Origin of the sequence: Exiguobacterium sp. s70, from assembly GCF_018618315.1 — a bacterium.
GTDB lineage: Bacteria > Bacillota > Bacilli > Exiguobacteriales > Exiguobacteriaceae > Exiguobacterium > Exiguobacterium chiriqhucha.
In genome coordinates this window covers 1-16,248 of the sequence record NZ_JACSLV010000003.1, presented here as the reverse complement: position 1 = coordinate 16,248, position 16,248 = coordinate 1, and the positions used below count along the sequence as shown (strand labels likewise).

The 16,248-nt window shown below is 54.4% G+C and carries 15 protein-coding genes and 10 tRNA genes; 24 read left to right on the top strand and 1 reads right to left on the bottom strand.

Going from position 1 to position 16,248, the window contains the following annotated elements; genetic code table 11:
* The first annotated feature begins 10 nt into the window (after positions 1-10).
* From argJ to argF, 6 genes are read left to right on the top strand one after another with little or no spacing between them, the layout of a single operon-like run.
* Positions 11-1,228 (top strand): bifunctional glutamate N-acetyltransferase/amino-acid acetyltransferase ArgJ, encoded by a 1,218-nt coding sequence (argJ, locus tag KNP84_RS08490; protein WP_215114622.1) that lies wholly within the window; start codon positions 11-13, stop codon positions 1,226-1,228.
* A complete protein-coding gene (argB, locus tag KNP84_RS08485) occupies positions 1,225-2,004 on the top strand; it encodes an acetylglutamate kinase (protein WP_215114621.1) in 780 nt (259 codons plus the stop codon). The genes argJ and argB overlap by 4 nt, the downstream gene beginning before the upstream one ends.
* On the top strand, positions 1,964-3,109 hold the full coding sequence (locus KNP84_RS08480; RefSeq protein ID WP_214836824.1) for an aspartate aminotransferase family protein: 1,146 nt from the start codon (positions 1,964-1,966) through the stop codon (positions 3,107-3,109). The genes argB and KNP84_RS08480 overlap by 41 nt, the downstream gene beginning before the upstream one ends.
* Entirely contained in the window at positions 3,106-4,155 is a 1,050-nt protein-coding gene (locus tag KNP84_RS08475; RefSeq protein WP_215114620.1) for a carbamoyl phosphate synthase small subunit, read from the top strand. The genes KNP84_RS08480 and KNP84_RS08475 overlap by 4 nt, the downstream gene beginning before the upstream one ends.
* Positions 4,148-7,168, top strand: coding sequence for a carbamoyl-phosphate synthase (glutamine-hydrolyzing) large subunit (carB, locus tag KNP84_RS08470; protein WP_215114619.1), 3,021 nt, complete (start codon positions 4,148-4,150; stop codon positions 7,166-7,168). Before KNP84_RS08475 ends, carB begins: the two co-directional genes overlap by 8 nt.
* The gene (argF, locus tag KNP84_RS08465; protein ID WP_215114618.1) at positions 7,165-8,091 is read left to right on the top strand and encodes an ornithine carbamoyltransferase; all 927 of its coding nucleotides are present in this window, start codon (positions 7,165-7,167) and stop codon (positions 8,089-8,091) included. The genes carB and argF overlap by 4 nt, the downstream gene beginning before the upstream one ends.
* Before the next feature lie 47 nt (positions 8,092-8,138).
* Here argF and KNP84_RS08460 read toward each other — a convergent pair whose 3' ends face one another.
* Positions 8,139-8,864 carry a rhomboid family intramembrane serine protease gene (locus tag KNP84_RS08460; protein WP_215114617.1) on the bottom strand — a complete coding sequence of 242 codons (726 nt, stop codon included), beginning with the start codon at positions 8,862-8,864 and terminating at the stop codon, positions 8,139-8,141.
* A 63-nt stretch (positions 8,865-8,927) separates the two neighbouring features.
* Between KNP84_RS08460 and acpS the strand changes: the two genes are divergently transcribed.
* The 18 genes from acpS (at position 8,928) to KNP84_RS08370 (ending at position 16,151) form a co-directional block, all read left to right on the top strand.
* Positions 8,928-9,305 carry a holo-ACP synthase gene (gene acpS, locus KNP84_RS08455; RefSeq protein WP_029596224.1) on the top strand — a complete coding sequence of 126 codons (378 nt, stop codon included), beginning with the start codon at positions 8,928-8,930 and terminating at the stop codon, positions 9,303-9,305.
* The gene (gene alr, locus KNP84_RS08450; RefSeq protein WP_215114616.1) at positions 9,283-10,359 is read left to right on the top strand and encodes an alanine racemase; all 1,077 of its coding nucleotides are present in this window, start codon (positions 9,283-9,285) and stop codon (positions 10,357-10,359) included. Before acpS ends, alr begins: the two co-directional genes overlap by 23 nt.
* 129 nt (positions 10,360-10,488) lie before the next feature.
* Complete coding sequence (locus KNP84_RS08445; RefSeq protein WP_021068181.1) at positions 10,489-10,767, top strand: hypothetical protein; 279 nt, start codon at positions 10,489-10,491, stop codon at positions 10,765-10,767.
* 5 nt (positions 10,768-10,772) lie between these two features.
* The gene (locus KNP84_RS08440) at positions 10,773-11,123 is read left to right on the top strand and encodes a type II toxin-antitoxin system PemK/MazF family toxin (RefSeq protein ID WP_029596222.1); all 351 of its coding nucleotides are present in this window, start codon (positions 10,773-10,775) and stop codon (positions 11,121-11,123) included.
* A gap of 140 nt (positions 11,124-11,263) precedes the next feature.
* Positions 11,264-11,590: an STAS domain-containing protein gene (locus KNP84_RS08435; RefSeq protein ID WP_021068183.1), complete on the top strand. Its 327-nt coding sequence runs from the start codon at positions 11,264-11,266 to the stop codon at positions 11,588-11,590.
* Positions 11,587-12,063 (top strand): anti-sigma B factor RsbW, encoded by a 477-nt coding sequence (gene rsbW / locus KNP84_RS08430; protein WP_021068184.1) that lies wholly within the window; start codon positions 11,587-11,589, stop codon positions 12,061-12,063. The genes KNP84_RS08435 and rsbW overlap by 4 nt, the downstream gene beginning before the upstream one ends.
* On the top strand, positions 12,029-12,829 hold the full coding sequence (gene sigB / locus KNP84_RS08425) for an RNA polymerase sigma factor SigB (RefSeq protein ID WP_021068185.1): 801 nt from the start codon (positions 12,029-12,031) through the stop codon (positions 12,827-12,829). The genes rsbW and sigB overlap by 35 nt, the downstream gene beginning before the upstream one ends.
* A gap of 75 nt (positions 12,830-12,904) precedes the next feature.
* On the top strand, positions 12,905-15,031 hold the full coding sequence (locus KNP84_RS08420) for a Tex family protein (protein ID WP_215114727.1): 2,127 nt from the start codon (positions 12,905-12,907) through the stop codon (positions 15,029-15,031).
* Positions 15,032-15,240: 209 nt separating this feature from the next.
* Positions 15,241-15,315, top strand: a tRNA-Asn gene (locus KNP84_RS08415).
* A 9-nt stretch (positions 15,316-15,324) separates the two neighbouring features.
* Positions 15,325-15,416 (top strand) — tRNA-Ser (locus tag KNP84_RS08410).
* A gap of 27 nt (positions 15,417-15,443) precedes the next feature.
* Positions 15,444-15,518, top strand: a tRNA-Glu gene (locus KNP84_RS08405).
* A 6-nt stretch (positions 15,519-15,524) separates the two neighbouring features.
* Positions 15,525-15,600: transfer RNA gene (locus tag KNP84_RS08400), tRNA-Val, on the top strand.
* A gap of 23 nt (positions 15,601-15,623) precedes the next feature.
* Positions 15,624-15,699 (top strand) — tRNA-Asp (locus KNP84_RS08395).
* 7 nt (positions 15,700-15,706) lie between these two features.
* Positions 15,707-15,778: transfer RNA gene (locus tag KNP84_RS08390), tRNA-Gln, on the top strand.
* Between the two features lie 10 nt (positions 15,779-15,788).
* Positions 15,789-15,864: transfer RNA gene (locus KNP84_RS08385), tRNA-Lys, on the top strand.
* A 31-nt stretch (positions 15,865-15,895) separates the two neighbouring features.
* Positions 15,896-15,983: transfer RNA gene (locus KNP84_RS08380), tRNA-Leu, on the top strand.
* 4 nt (positions 15,984-15,987) lie between these two features.
* A tRNA-Arg gene (locus KNP84_RS08375) sits at positions 15,988-16,064 on the top strand.
* A gap of 10 nt (positions 16,065-16,074) precedes the next feature.
* Positions 16,075-16,151, top strand: a tRNA-Ile gene (locus KNP84_RS08370).
* Positions 16,152-16,248: the final 97 nt, after the last annotated feature.

Here is a 16,248-nt window from a genome sequence, read left to right as displayed (position 1 = left end):
GGTAGAACGAATGATTGAAACAACGATCAGCCCTGTCGTCCACGTCGTCACGCCGAAAGGGTTTCAAGCGTGCGGGGTTCACGCCGGACTGAAACGAAAGCGTAAGGATTTAGCCCTGCTCGTCTGCGAACAGTTGGCTAGTGCCGCCGCGGTGTATACGACGAACCAATTTCAAGCGGCTCCGATTCAAGTGACGAAAGAAACGCTACATGCGTCGAGCGGGAAGATTCGTGCCGTCTTGATTAACAGTGGAAACGCCAACGCCTGCACCGGTCCGCAAGGGCTCGAGGACGCGTATACGATGCGCGATAAGGCGGCCGAACATATCGGGGTCAAACCGGAAGAAGTGGCGATTGCCTCGACAGGTGTCATCGGTCAACTGTTGCCGATGGAGACGCTCTTGAACGGGATCGATTTGCTTGAACCGATCCATGAGGAGACGGGGGCGGAGTCGTTCGCGGAAGCGATTTTGACGACCGATACGGGAACAAAATGTACGGGCGTCGAGTACACCGAAGGAGGCGCGACCGTGACAATCGCAGGTGTGGCCAAAGGCTCGGGAATGATTCATCCGAACATGGCGACGATGCTCGGCTTCATCACGACCGATGCCGTCATCGCGCCCGACGTGTTACAACGGGCGCTGAAACAGAGCGTGGACGCCTCGTTTAACAGCATCACCGTCGACGGGGACAGTTCGACGAACGATATGGTGCTCGCTTTGGCGAGCGGACTGACCGAGATGGATGAAATCATCGAAGGGACACCAGCCTATGACTGCTTCTGCCAAGCGTTGACGGACGTGTGCACAGATCTCGCCAAGGCGATTGCTCGTGACGGGGAAGGGGCGACGAAATTGATTGAGGTCGAGGTCGTCGGGGCGAAGACGGATGAGGCGGCTCGGATGATTGCGAAACAAGTCGTCGGCTCGTCGCTCGTGAAGACGGCCGTCTATGGACAAGATGCGAACTGGGGACGCATCATCGCCGCCATCGGTTCATCGGAGCAACCGATTGACGTGAACCACGTCGACATCCGCATCGGGTCACAGCATGTGCTGATGGAAAGTGCGCCGGTCTGGTTCGATGAGGCGCTCGCGACAGAAGAGATGGGACAAGACGTCGTCTCGATCCAAATCCGATTGAAGGACGGCACCGGACAAGGTCAGGCGTACGGCTGCGATTTGACTTACGATTACGTCAAAATCAACGCGAGTTACCGGACATGAAACAACGGAAAATCGTCAAACTCGGCGGGAGCGTTTGGGACACGCTCCATCCGGACTATTTCAAAGAATGGCAGGCATGGCTCGAGGCGGGACATGAACTTGTGATCGTTCATGGGGGTGGACCTGCGTTGTCCGCTTATTGCGAGCACCAACAAATCGAACCGGTGTTTCAAGACGGACGTCGTGTCACGACAGCGGAGGTGTTGACCGGTGCCGAGCGCGTGCTCGCGGGGGAGATGCAGACCGAAATCGTCGCTGCCCTCGGTCGTCATCAGATTCAAGCGGTCGGTCTCTCGGGTGTGGACGGACAGACGCTGACAGGAAAGCAATTGGTGGAACTCGGGGCGGTCGGTGAAGTCGACCGGGTCGAGACAGACTTGTTCGAGCTGTTGCTCGCGGGTCGCTACGTGCCTGTCGTGACATCATTATTACACGGTACGGAAGGCACGTTGAACTGTAATGGGGACGATTGTGCGATTGCCGTCGCGGTCGCGCTGCAGGCCGACTGCTTCGAAATGATCACTGACGTCCCAGGTATCCGGATTGATGGGACGTTCCGTCAAACGCTGACACGTGAAGACGTCCAAACGGCCATCGCCACAGGGGATATCTATGGGGGGATGATCCCGAAAACCGAGGCGCTCTTAGCAGCTCTAGCAGGAGGGATTGCAGTCGCCGTCATCCGTGACGGCAAGGACCCGGTTCATCCCGGGACAACACTACAGGAGGTGCACCATGCATTCACTACTACCGACATACGGACAACGACATATTGAGATTGAGCAGGCGAGCGGGTCCTACGTGACCGATACGGCGGGGAAGCGGTATCTCGATTTCGTCATGGGCATCGCCGTCTGCGGGACGGGTCATCGTCATCCGCACGTGAGCCAAACGCTAGAGGCGCAGCTTCAAAAAGTGTGGCACACCTCGAACCTTTACAACATCAGCGGGCAAGCGCGCGTCGCCGAGACGCTCATGTCAGGGACGCATTTGACGCATGCGTTCTTCTGTAACAGCGGGACCGAGGCGAACGAAGGGGCATTCAAATTGATTCGGAAATGGACGAACAAGACAAAAATCGTGACGTTCACGAAATCGTTCCACGGTCGCTCGTTCGCCATGCTCGGGGCGACCGGACAAGACAAGGTCAAAGCCGGATTCGGCCCGATGGTGTCTGATTTTGTACACGCGCCGTTCAACGATATGGATGCACTCGGCATGATCGATGACGAGACGGCTGCGGTCTGGCTCGAAATCGTCCAAGGCGAGGGTGGGGTCGTCGTCGCTGACGCGGCATGGCTCGAAGCGCTTCAAGCGAAAGCGACTGAGCATGGTGTCAAAATCGTCGTCGATGAGGTGCAGACCGGGATTGCCCGCACAGGTACCCGTTTCGCGTTCGAACAGACACCGCTTAAACCGGACGTCGTCACGCTCGCGAAAGGGCTCGGTAGTGGTTTTCCTGTCGGAGCGATTTTGACAGCAGCAGGTGCGGAACACGTCTTCACGGCTGGCAGTCACGGTTCGACGTTCGGCGGCAATCCGCTCGCGATGGCCGCGGCGGAAGCGACGCTCGACATTTTGTTCGAGGCGGACGCACTTGCCCACGTCAATGCGATGGGCGCGCGATTACGAGCGGGCTTGGAACAATTTGTCGACGGAGAGACATTCACCGAGGTACGTGGACTCGGTTTGATGCTCGGGCTCGTCGCGACGCAATCGGTCGCGGCATGGATCGAACAGTTGCGAGACGCTGGCCTCTTGGTCGTTGCGGCAGGTCCTGACGTGATTCGCTTCTTGCCGTCTTTGTTGCTTACAGAAGCCGAAGTGGATGAGGCGCTCGCAATCATTGGACATGTGATTACAAAGGAGATGGTGTCATGACGGGGACAGTGACGTTACAAAGCGGTCAACAGTTCAACGGGACGTGGGAGACGAGTGCGCGCTCGGCGAAAGGGGAGGTCGTCTTCTTCACAGGGATGACCGGTTATCAAGAAGTGTTGACCGATCCTTCGTACGCCGGTCAAATCGTCGCGTTCACATATCCGCTCATCGGACAATATGGGTTGACCGACGCAGCATCTGAAAGTGCGGACATTCAAGTGGCGGGCGTGCTCGTCCAGACGTTAGCTGGCAACGGGGCGGCGACCGACTTGAAGGATTGGTTGGAGCAGTCCGGTGTGCCGGTACTGTCTGACGTCGACACGCGCTCGCTCGTCCATGCCCTCCGTGAACACGGGGATCAGTGGGGTGTGATGACGTCGGAATCGGATGTGTCGTTCGATGGGGACCTACATCAGATTACGGAGACCGTTTCGACGCCACGTCATGTGCGTCACGGCGACGGGGCGAGCGGACATATCGTCTGTCTTGATTTCGGCGTGAAGGCGTCGATGGTTCAAGCGATGGTGGAGCGAGGGTACGCGGTGACAGTCGTTCCGTTCGATACGACGGCCGCCCAAGTCCACGCGCTCGCGCCGACCGGGATTCTCGTGTCGAACGGTCCGGGAGACCCACGTGATTTAATCGACTACCTCGAGGATGTGCGTGAAGTGTCACTGGCGTATCCGACGCTCGGCATTTGTATGGGCCATCAACTGCTCGCGCTCACCTTCGGGTGTGAGATTGAAAAACAGGCTTACGGACACCGCGGATCCAATCATCCGGTCCGGAACGTCCAGACGGGTGAAGTGTGGATGACGTCGCAAAATCACGGGTACGTCGTCAAACGGGACAGTTTGGAAGCGACGCCGCTCGAGCTACTATTTGAGAACGTGAACGATTTGTCGGTCGAAGGGACATTGCACCGGACGGCCCCGATTCTCTCGGCCCAGTTTCATCCGGAGGCCAGTCCGGGACCAAAGGAAGCACAAGCCATCTTTGACCGCTTCGACGAAATGATTCAGCAAGGGGTGAACGTCTATGCATAAGAAAGTACTCGTCATCGGTTCAGGTCCGATTATCATCGGACAGGCGGCCGAGTTTGACTATTCGGGCACACAGGCGTGCCAAGCGCTTCGAGAAGCAGGCTGTGAGGTCGTGCTCTTCAACTCGAACCCGGCCACGATCATGACCGATCCCGGTTTGGCCGATCACACATACATCGAGGCGATGACGTTAGAGAAGGCCGAGTTGATTATCGAGACAGAACGTCCGACCCACTTGCTTGCCACGGTCGGCGGGCAGACCGCCCTCAATTTGGCGCTCGCCTTGGACGAGGCCGGTGTGCTCGAACGATACGGGATCGCCCTCCTTGGGACGTCGCTCGAGACGATTCGCGACGGGGAGGACCGCGAACGGTTCAAACAGAAGATGAACGAACTTGGGGAACCGCTCCCGGTCAGCACGACCATCGAATCGATCGATGGACTTGATCGCTTTATCGCCGAGACAGGCGTCCCGCTCATCGTTCGTCCGGCGTTCACGCTCGGCGGTACCGGCGGCGGGATTGCGGAGACGATTGATGCCGCCTACACGCTTGCGCAACGTGGTCTCGAGGCGAGTCCCATCTCGCAGTGTTTAATCGAGCAGAGTATCGCCGGGTATAAAGAGTTCGAATATGAGGTCATGCGCGACGCCAACGGGACGTGTATCATCGTCTGCAACATGGAAAACATCGACCCGGTCGGCGTCCATACGGGCGATTCGGTCGTGTTCGCCCCGGCCCAGACACTATCGGATGTCATGCATCAGACGTTACGGAGCGCCGCGTTCCGAATCGTCTCGGCACTTGGTGTCGTCGGCGGGTGTAACATCCAGTTCGCCGTTCATCCGACGGAAGACGCCTATTACGTGATTGAAGTGAACCCGCGTGTCTCACGTAGCTCGGCGCTCGCCTCGAAGGCGACCGGTTATCCGATTGCGAAGATTGCCACCCGTCTTGCCCTCGGGGAACGACTCGACGATTGCATCAATCCCGTCACGAACGGGACGATGGCGAGCTTCGAGCCGGCCCTCGATTATGTGACGGCGAAAGTGCCGACGTTCCCGTTCGATTTGTTCAATGGGACGGACCGGACGCTCGGACCGCAGATGAAAGCGACCGGGGAGAGCATGGCGATGGGCAAAGCACTCGAAGAAGCGCTACAGAAAGCGTGGCGCGGTGCCGGTGTCGAGCAGAGTCCGCTCTATCCGAGTTGGATGGCGACAGCTGATCCTGACGCGCTCTACGCTGAAATTTCGGCACCGACCGATCGTCGTCTCCTGGCGTGCCTCGCGTTACTCGATCGGGGAATCGCCACGGCGTCACAGCTTGAAGCGCTGACGGGTATCGCCCCGCACTTCATGATGACGTTCGAGCGACTCGTGACGACAATCCGTCTGGACCTGTCTATGAAAGAAAACTTGTTGCGAGCGAAACGGTTCGGTTTCACTGACGCCCAGATTGCGCAACAGATGAACGTCACGGCCGACGCAGTCGCAGCGATGCGGCTCGAACACGACATCCATCCGGTCTATCAGATGATTGATACGTGTGCCGCCGAGTTCGAGAGCCACACACCGTACTTTTACGGGTCGTGGCACGGGACGTCTGAAGTCGTGCCGAGCGAGCGCCCGAAAGTCGCCATCATCGGGTCAGGGCCGATTCGCATCGGGCAAGGTATCGAGTTCGATTACAGTTCGGTGCACGCTGTCTGGGCCCTTCAAAAGCTCGGGGTCGAGACGATTATGATCAACAACAATCCGGAGACGGTGTCAACCGACTTCACGGTCGCAGACAAACTGTACGTCGAACCGTTGACGTTTGAAGATGTCGTCCACGTATTGGAGGCAGAAGGCTGTCAGGACGTCCTCATCCAGTTCGGCGGCCAGACCGGCATCTCACTCGCCCGTGCGCTAGAAACCAAAGGCTACCACTTGCTCGGGGCGACGGCAGACGTCATCGATCAAATGGAGGACCGGGATCGGTTCTATCAATTCCTTGACGAAATCGGGGTGGCCCACATCCCTGGAGAAGAGGTCGGATCAGTTGACGAGTTGACGTCCGCGATCGATCGTCTCGGGTATCCATGTGTCGTCCGTCCCTCCTACGTCATCGGTGGAAAAGGCATGTATATCATCCGGACTGCGGCGGAGTTGGCTCAAGTCGAACCGCACTTGACTTATCCGCTCCTCGTCGATGCGTATGTCGATGGACGTGAACTCGAAGTCGACTGTGTCACTGACGGGAAAACCGTCTACGTTCCGGCCTTGCTCGAACAGATTGAGGCAGCCGGTGTCCATTCGGGCGATTCGACGATGATTCTGCCGCCGATCAAGACGTCACTCGCGCAACAAGCCGAGATTGAAGCCATCGTTCAAACAATCGGGCGAGCACTCACGTACCGGGGCGCGCTCAATATCCAATTCGTTTTGAAGGGCGACGTCATTTACGTGCTCGAAATCAATCCGCGTGCATCTCGGACGGTCCCAATCGTCAGTAAAGTGACCGGGGAACCACTCATCGAATGGGCGACGCTCGCGGCGTTCGGCCATGAGTTGGCAACCGTCGTCCCAGAGGCACGTCCGGTATGGAGCGGCTATGCCATCAAGACACCGGTGTTCTCGAGTTTGAAATTGCCAGGCGTCGACCCGCTCACCGGACCCGTCATGCGCTCGACCGGAGAGACACTCCAATTCAGCATGACCCCTTACGTGTCCGAACGGTTCTGTTACGATGCGACGACGACGCGCGTCATGAATCGGACTGAGACCGTAGCCGGCCAAGGCTGGTCGTCATATAGTGATCAAACGCTTGATGAGACGACCGAGTTCCAAAACGTGTCGGTCCTATTCTCGAACGCACCAGAAGAGCAAGCGGCACGTGAGACGGCGGTCCGAAATGGCGTCCACGTCATCTCGGAGACACATCTTGCCGAATACTATCAACAAGCGATGCAAGCGGAACCGATGCGGGTCCGTTCACTTCAAACGATGCAGACAGGAGAGGGACTACCATTATGACGACGAAAACGATCAATCATCTACTGACACTCGAGGAGCTGACGCCGTCCGCCCTCGACGACTTGCTTGCACTGGCGGCCGAGGTGAAACGACAACCGGAAGCGTTCCAGTCGGTGCTCGCCGGCAAGAAAGTGGCGCTCTTGTTCGAGAAGGCCTCGACCCGGACCCGGATGTCGTTCGAGGTCGGTGTCGTCGAACTCGGCGGTTATCCGCTGTTCTTGAGCAGCAGTGATTTACAAATCGGGCGTGGGGAACCGCTGACGGATACGATACAAGTCATGAGCCGTTATGTCGATGCGCTCATGATTCGGACGTACGCCCACGCGACGGTCGAGACGCTCGCTTCGGCAGGTTCGATTCCAATCATCAACGGATTGACCGATTCCCATCACCCGTGCCAAGTACTCGCCGACTTGTTGACGGTCGAGGAAGTGTTCGGCACGAGAACAGGGAAGACGTTGACGTACATCGGCGACGGGAACAATATGGCCCACTCGCTCATGATCGGGGGCGCGCTCAGTGGGATGCACATCCGCATCGCCTCGCCAGAAGCATATACGGTCGAGACCGAGATTTTCGAACGAGCGAATGAACTCGCGGCAACGACAGGGGGGAGCATCACGCTTTGGCAAGACCCGGTTGCTGCCGCCACGGGTGCGGATGTCATTTACACGGATGTGTTCGCGAGCATGGGGCAAGAAGCGGAAGCGGCGGAACGGTTGACGCAGTTTGCGACGTTCCAAGTCGATGCTTCGCTCATGCAGCAAGCGAAGTCAGAGGCGATTTTCCTGCACTGCCTCCCGGCCCATCGCGGCGAAGAAGTGACGGCCGACGTCATCGATGGTCCGCAGTCGGTCGTGTTCGATCAAGCCGAGAATCGCTTACACGCGCAAAAGGCGCTCATGCTCACTTTGCTCGCCTAAACAAAAGAGAGGATTCGCCGCTCGGGCGAATCCTCTCTTTATTACTGTCATAAGAAGCGGGCGAACAAACCGAACACGGCCAGTCCGACGATGACGTAGAAAATCCATTTGCCTTCACCCGTATGAATGATTGGGGGTGAATATTTGCGCGGCTTGTACTTTCCGTAGCGGAGCGGGCGCGAGTATGGGACCGCGAACCGGGAGAGCGGGATTGCGAGCACAAATCCGGCGAGGAAACCATACACATGTCCCCACAGTGATACGTTCGCCCCGATGAGCGTGAACACGGCGCTGATGGCGACGAAGATATAGACGAGTCGCGCGTCCTGGCTATAGATGAGCGTTCGGCGGAACCGACCGATGTACACGTAGAAGCCAAGAATCGCTAAAATCGCACCGGACGCACCGGCTTGCAGATAGAACAGTTCACTTACCGTGAAGAACGTGAGCAGGTTGGCAAGCACACCGGCGACGATATAGAACACGGCGAACTGGATATGGCCGACCATGCGTTCCATGGCAGGTCCGAAGATAATCAAAGCGAACGAGTTGAACAGCAAATGACCGAGCCCTAAGTGGATGAAGTTGGCCGTCAAGAGACGGTACCATTCCCCTTGGGCGAGCGCGAGATGGAACGACCCACCGAGTGCGACGATTCGGAGGTCAGGTACCAAAGAATCGATGACAAACACGAGCAGTTGGATTACAATGAACAGCGTTACGAGCGGATACGCTCGGACGAACGTTTGAACATTCTCAGTACGACTAAACATAGCATCACCTCTTTCCTTAATTGTATAAGGAAACGAGTGAAAAAGGAAAGGAGCGAGTGTCCTGTGATTGTGGGAATCGGAATCGATATCGTCGAGCTCGAGCGGATTGCTCGCTCGATCAAGAATGACCGTTTCGTCGCGCGTCTGTTGACCGAAGCTGAGCGGGCGCTCGCCGACGCCTATCCAGAACAACGCCGCATCGAATTCGTCGCTGGACGGTTCGCGGCGAAAGAAGCGTATGCCAAAGCGGTCGGGACCGGGATTGCCCGGGGCCTGTCGTGGCAACAAATCGAAATCTTACCGGATGAGGCCGGGCGACCACATATGACGGCGCCTTACTCAGGCCGGATTCATGTGAGTATCAGCCACAGCGAGCAATACGCCGTGGCACAAGTCATCATTGAAGAGGGGGATCACGATGTTTCGTCCAAGTTGGATTGAAATTGATCGGGCGGCGATCAAGCATAACGTAATCGAAATCAAAAAACGGATCCCGCAAGCGCTCATGGCCGTCGTCAAAGCGAACGCTTACGGACATGGAGCCATCGAAGTCGCGAAAATCGTACTCGAGAACGGGGCAACGATGCTCGGCGTGGCCTTGCTTGAAGAAGCCATCGAGCTCCGAGAGGCCGGGATTAAAGCGCCGATTCTCGTCATGGAGGCCCAGTTCCCAGAAACTGCGGGCGTCGCAGCCGAACACGATGTGACGTTGTCCGTCTTTTCGGCCGACTGGTTGCGTGAGGCGTGCACACATCTATCTGACCGTCCACTCACCGTTCATGTGAAAGTCGACACGGGGATGGGTCGTCTCGGTTTGCGGACCCGCGCCGAACTTGATGCCCTTTTAGAAGCGGCAGATGACCGTTTTATCGTCGAAGGGATTTATACGCATTTTGCGACAGCGGATGAGCCGGACAGCCAGCTATATTATGAGCAACAGGAGCGGTTCGGTCAGTTGATAGATGGACTCCACTCGCGATTCCGCTACATTCATACGTCAAACTCGGCCGGAGCGATCCGCATGGCCGGACAAGATGTGCCGTATAACTTGGTCCGGGTCGGCATCGCGCTCTATGGATTGTATCCGTCGGCTGAGATGGCTTCCTTCTATTCATTCTTACGTCCAGCCTTCACGTTGAAGAGTAAGCTCATGCAAGTGAAGCAACTCGAGGCCGGACAGACGATTAGCTACGGGGCGACGTATACGACGACTGAAGATGAGTGGATTGGTACCGTGCCGGTCGGATATGCCGACGGCTGGATTCGTAAAGCGAGCGGCTTCAAAGTCGACGTAAACGGTCACCGTTGTCCGATTGTCGGTCGTGTCTGTATGGACCGCTTCATGGTGAGGCTTCCCGAGTCAGTTCCGGTCGGGACGATCGTCACGCTCATCGGTGGACCGGTCGCGATTGATGAACTGGCCACGCATCTCGAGACGATCAACTACGAGGTCGTCTGTCAATTGACGAGCCGCCTCCCACGACGTTATGTGTAAAGCGGAAAACGTGTGAAATTATCTGAATTCTTTCGGGAATCCTCTATATTTTCCCAAACTCGCGTGTTATATTGGTAAAGAACGCGGGAAGATTTCCGCCAGTCATTGAAACGATTCTGGAGGTGTAAGATGTTGAAACAGCGAACTGCGGGTGCTTTAGCGTCCGTTCCAGATCGGTTCTCGCAACATGTGGGTCCGATTTCGATGAAAGATCGTGAATCATTGTCATTGAACGATGTAGTGACGTACTTGTCCAAAGAAATTGCTGATCGACAACAAACACTGCGCGAAGAATTGGCGAGAGGCTATCAAGAGATGGCCGCGTTTAATTTGAATATGGCAGAAGAGATGCTGATGATTGAGACGGAAGCCGAACATGCTCTCTTACGTCAAGTAAGCGGGGTGTGAGCGGAGTGATCGTAAAGCGTGGTGACGTGTTTTATGCGAATCTGTCGCCCGTAGTCGGTTCAGAGCAAGGTGGAGTTCGTCCGGTTCTCGTCATTCAAAACGATATCGGCAATCGCTTTAGCCCGACCGTCATTGTCGCTGCGATTACGGCTCAGATCCAGAAAGCAAAACTGCCGACTCATGTAGAGGTATATCAAGTCAAACATGGTCTCGAACGAGATTCCGTGATTTTGCTTGAACAGATTCGAACGATTGATAAGCGTCGTCTGACAGATAAAGTCACTCATCTCGATGATGAGACGATGCACAAAGTTGACCGAGCGCTAGAGATTAGTCTGGGATTAATCCCTCTCTAGCTTACATATAAAGAAACCGATACATGGGTATCGGTTTTTTTTCAAAAAAATCTTCAAAAAATAGTTTAGAATTCTGTAAAACGGGAATTTAGTTTAATCGTACTCAATTTTTCTGTACGCACATTAGGAGGGAATATACGATGGATTTAGCGATTCGCGAGCAAGTCATTGGAGAACAATTACACCTTTACGTATCCGGAGAAGTGGATACATATACCGCACCAAAATTGAAGGAAGTCTTGCACCCGGCTATTACGGAGCAGGATGTTACCGTTCATTTGGATGAAGTGGACTATATGGATTCAACTGGTCTTGGCGTATTTGTCGGTGCCCTTAAAATAGCCAAACGTAACGAGAAAGAGTTGTCGCTCGTCGGCGTCACCGACCGCGTCAACCGTCTCTTTGAATTGACAGGACTGCACAAGTTGCTTTCGATCAATACAAACGTAAGAGGTGGCACGCAATGAGTAACATCGAACAGACGGTGATGACGTTCCCGGCCAAACCGGAGTATGTCGGTGTGGTCCGTTTAGTCGTCTCAGGAATCGCTAACCGTATGGGATATACGTACGACGAGATCGAGGATATTAAAATCGCGGTCTCGGAAGCCTGTGGCAATGCTGTTCAACATGCCTATGAAGATCAAGAAGGTGAAGTGAAGCTTACGTGTGGCGTCCATCAAGATCGTCTCGAAATGACGATTGAGGACTCGGGCAAAACATTTGCCGACGACGTGAAACGCCAAGCGGCACCAGTCGAAGAGACGGCTGAAATCGAATCGCTTCACGAAGGGGGACTCGGTCTTTTCCTCATTGAAGCCTTAATGGATGACGTCTCGATCAACAAGGACAATGGTGTCAAGGTGACGATGACGAAACTCCTTAACAGGGACGAGGTGGATCAGAGTGCCAGCAAAATCTCAACAACGCCATCACAGTGATGATGAAGTATTAGAGTGGATCGAGCGTTATCAACAGGACGATCAAAATGAAGAAGTCCAAATGCTCCTCATCAACCGATACTCGGACCTCGTTGAGGCGCTTGCACGAAAGTTTTCGCGAGGCCGGGCCATTCATGACGACCTCGTTCAAGTCGGCATGATCGGACTTCTCGCTGCCCTTCGTCGTTTCGACCCTGAGTTTGGACGCAGTTTCGAGTCGTTTGCCGTTCCGACGATTATCGGTGAAATCAAGCGTTTCATCCGTGACAAAACGTGGAGCGTCCACGTTCCACGCCGGATTAAAGAGCTCGGACCGAAAATCAAGAAGACGGTCGAAGAGTTAACGACCGAATTGCAACGTTCACCACGCATCGATGAGATCGCCGATCACCTTGGTGTTTCCGATGAAGAGATTCTCGAAACGCTCGAGATGGGTAAGAGCTACCAAGCCCTTTCCGTCGACAGCTCAATCGAAGCGGACAACGAAGGTTCGACCGTCACGCTCCTCGACCTCGTCGGGAGTCAAGAACGTGGTTACGAATCGGTTGACCAGCGCCTCATCCTTGAAAAAGCGTTCAGCGTGTTGAATGAACGGGAACAGGCGATTCTGGAATGTGCTTATTATAAAAACATGAGCCAAAAAGAGACGGGTGAGCTCCTTGGGATTTCACAGATGCACGTATCGCGCTTACAGCGTCGTGCGCTCGAAAAATTACGCGAGGCCATCAAAGTCCCGCTCAATGAAGTATTCTCAAACGATGACTAAACGGTCATCGTTTTTTTGTCGTCCACGCGTGAGTTTGCTACACTTCAAGAGAGAAGAGAAAAGGAAGTGATTCGATTGATTACGAAAGTCGCGAAAGATTTGAAGTTGAAGACGAGTCAAGTCGAGACGGTGCAACAACTTGCCGCGGACGGAGCGACGATTCCGTTCATGGCCCGGTACCGTAAAGAAATGACCGATAATCTCGATGAAGTGGAAATCAAAGCCATTCTCGATGCCTTACAATATGAAGAGAGTTTGCACAAACGTAAGACGGACGTCCTCGCCAAACTCGAGGAACTCGAGAAGGCGACACCAGAGTTGACCCGTGCGCTTGAAACGGCGACGAGCCTGCAACAAGTCGATGACATCTACCTTCCGTATCGTCCGAAGCGACGGACGAAAGCCGAACAAGGTCGGGAGAAAGGGCTCCAACCGCTCGCTGACTGGTATCGTCAACCAACACCATATTCGGTGACCGAAGCGCAGTCGTTAGCAGGGGACCTCTCGCTTGAAGAAGCACTTCCGTTCGTCCAATCGATTATCGGAGAGGAGTGGGGCGAAGTGGCGACGCTTCGACAATCACTCCGTACACGAGTCCGGAAAGAGGCGCTCCTTCGTTCACAGAAGAAAAAGCAGGCGGAAGATGAGAAAGAAGTGTTCGCCCAGTATTATGAATATGAAGAGAAAATCGCAGGAATCGTCCCACACCGAATCCTCGCCTTGAACCGTGGAGAGCGCACGGATGTGTTGCAAGTGAAGATCGTCTTCGACGAGACGGGTTTCATGCGACAAGCGCTCGGTAAGTTTGACCGCTTGCCAACGGAGAAACGCGAACTCGTTACGCTCGCCGTGAAGGATGCCTTCAAGAAGTCGGTGTTCCCGGCCATCGAACGCGAAGTCCGGAGTGAGTTGACCGAGACGGCTGAAGAACAGGCAATCGATGTGTTCTCAAAAAACTTGAAACAGCTCTACATGCAACCACCGCTTCGTGAGGTCGTCGTCCTAGGAATTGACCCGGCCTATCGTACAGGTTGTAAATGGGCCGTCGTCAATGAAATTGGAAAAGTCGAAGAGGTCGGTGTCTTCTATCCGACGGCACCGAAACACGATGTCGCGGGCTCAGAGAAAGTGTTGGCGTCGCTCGTGAAACGTTATCCAATCTCGGTTATCGTCATCGGGAATGGGACCGCATCCCGTGAAACGGAGCAATTCGTATCGAACTGGCTAAAGAAGGCGGAACGCGAGATAGCATATGCCATCGTCAACGAGGCGGGGGCGAGTGTCTATTCGGCTTCAGAAATTGCCCGATCAGAGTTCCCGGAATTGAAAGTGGAAGAACGTTCGGCCGTCTCAATTGCTCGACGCATTCAAGACGCGATGGCGGAACTCGTCAAAGTCGATCCGCAGTCTGTCGGGGTCGGGCAATATCAGCATGACGTCAGTCAGAACAAGTTGAAAGAATCGCTCGAGTTCGTTGTCGAGAGTGTCGTCAACATGGTCGGCGTCGATGTGAACCGGGCTTCGGAGTCACTGCTCACGTATGTATCCGGATTGAATAAGACGACGGCTAAAAACATTGTCGCGTATCGTGACGAGTTCGGCCGCTTTGACACACGGAAAGAAATCAAGAAAGTACCACGTCTTGGAGCGAAGGCGTATGAACAAGCAGCCGGCTTTTTACGGATCACGAACGGGAGTGATGTGCTCGACCAGACGGAGATTCATCCAGAGAGCTATAAACTGACACTCTCTCTATTGAAGGAACTCGGTGTTTCAAAGCAAGCGGTAGGCACGGCCGAACTGCGGGAACGATTAAAGACGGTCGATGCCAAAGTGCTAAGTGAGAAGCTAGATGCCGGATTACCGACAGTCGAAGATATCTTGAAGTCGCTCGCGAAGCCTGGACGTGACCCGCGCGAAGATATTCAGAAACCATTGCTTCGGACCGACGTTATGAACTTGGAGGACCTTCAAGTGGGGATGGAGTTCCAAGGGACGGTGCGAAACGTCATCGACTTTGGGGCGTTCGTTGATATCGGGGTGAAGCAAGATGGACTCGTCCATATTTCGAAATTGTCGAATCGCTACGTCAAGCATCCGCTTGATGTCGTTGCAGTCGGTGATATCGTCACCGTATGGATTGAACAAGTGGACGCCAATCGTGGACGGATCAGTCTCACGATGTTGGAGCCGAAGCGTTAAATAAGAAGGAACTAGTACCGGGCAAAATGTTTTTCATTTTGCTCGGGTTTTTTTATAAAAAAGTGTTGACGGTCTTTTCTGCCCGTGCTATCTTATAGAAGTCGCCGAGAGACGACATGGAATATTAAAGCTTTTCTAAAAAAGTGATTGACAGGTTTCTGGTTTGCGGTTACAATTTAAATCGTTACTTCGATAAATTCAAGCAACGTTCCGCAATAGCTCAGTGGTAGAGCAACCGGCTGTTAACCGGTAGGTCGTAGGTTCAAATCCTACTTGCGGAGCCATTTTATTTTGGAGACGTACCCAAGAGGCTATAAGGGGCTCCCCTGCTAAGGGAGTAGGCTGGGAAACCGGTGCGAGGGTTCGAATCCCTCCGTCTCCGCCACTTAATTTTTAGAAAACACATACATCTGGCCCGTTGGTCAAGCGGTTAAGACACCGCCCTTTCACGGCGGTAACACGGGTTCGAATCCCGTACGGGTCACCATCATACGGAGGATTAGCTCAGCTGGGAGAGCACCTGCCTTACAAGCAGGGGGTCGGCGGTTCGATCCCGTCATCCTCCACCATTTCAAATTTAAGCACGTATAACGGTCTTGTGGTGTAGGGGTTAACATGCCTGCCTGTCACGCAGGAGATCGCGGGTTCAAATCCCGTCAAGACCGCCATTTACGTTGGGCCGTAGCCAAGTGGTAAGGCATCGGATTTTGATTCCGACATGCGAAGGTTCGATCCCTTCCGGCCCAGCTTATAATTTGAGTCATTAGCTCAGTTGGTAGAGCATCTGACTTTTAATCAGAGGGTCGCAGGTTCGAGCCCTGCATGACTCACCATTTTTTATCCCTCGTAACACCTTAATACGCTGCGGTCGTGGCGGAATCGGTAGACGCGCTAGGTTGAGGGCCTAGTGGTGGTTAACACCGTGGAGGTTCAAGTCCTCTCGACCGCACCAATATGCACCCTTAGCTCAGCTGGATAGAGCGTTAGACTACGAATCTAAAGGCCGGGAGTTCGAATCTCTCAGGGTGCACCATTTTTATTATGGGCCTATAGCTCAGCCGGTTAGAGCGCACGCCTGATAAGCGTGAGGTCGGTGGTTCGAGTCCACTTAGGCCCACCATTTAAACTGACGAACTTTGAAAACTGAACGATGAGGCAAAAAAAGTTTTACAATTTTTGAATGAAGCGCAAGCTTCGTCATTTTTAAAGAGCTATAT

Bases quoted from the DNA above. Each gene is read 5' to 3' on its own strand.
- KNP84_RS08480 (WP_214836824.1), top strand. From the start codon at position 1,964: ATGCATTCACTACTACCGACATACGGACAACGACATATTGAGATTGAG.
- argF (WP_215114618.1), top strand. From the start codon at position 7,165: ATGACGACGAAAACGATCAATCATCTACTGACACTCGAGGAGCTGACG.
- alr (WP_215114616.1), top strand. From the start codon at position 9,283: ATGTTTCGTCCAAGTTGGATTGAAATTGATCGGGCGGCGATCAAGCAT.
- carB (WP_215114619.1), top strand. From the start codon at position 4,148: ATGCATAAGAAAGTACTCGTCATCGGTTCAGGTCCGATTATCATCGGA.
- argJ (WP_215114622.1), top strand. From the start codon at position 11: ATGATTGAAACAACGATCAGCCCTGTCGTCCACGTCGTCACGCCGAAA.
- KNP84_RS08435 (WP_021068183.1), top strand. From the start codon at position 11,264: ATGGATTTAGCGATTCGCGAGCAAGTCATTGGAGAACAATTACACCTT.
- KNP84_RS08460 (WP_215114617.1), bottom strand. From the start codon at position 8,864: ATGTTTAGTCGTACTGAGAATGTTCAAACGTTCGTCCGAGCGTATCCG.
- KNP84_RS08445 (WP_021068181.1), top strand. From the start codon at position 10,489: ATGTTGAAACAGCGAACTGCGGGTGCTTTAGCGTCCGTTCCAGATCGG.
- argB (WP_215114621.1), top strand. From the start codon at position 1,225: ATGAAACAACGGAAAATCGTCAAACTCGGCGGGAGCGTTTGGGACACG.
- KNP84_RS08475 (WP_215114620.1), top strand. From the start codon at position 3,106: ATGACGGGGACAGTGACGTTACAAAGCGGTCAACAGTTCAACGGGACG.
- rsbW (WP_021068184.1), top strand. From the start codon at position 11,587: ATGAGTAACATCGAACAGACGGTGATGACGTTCCCGGCCAAACCGGAG.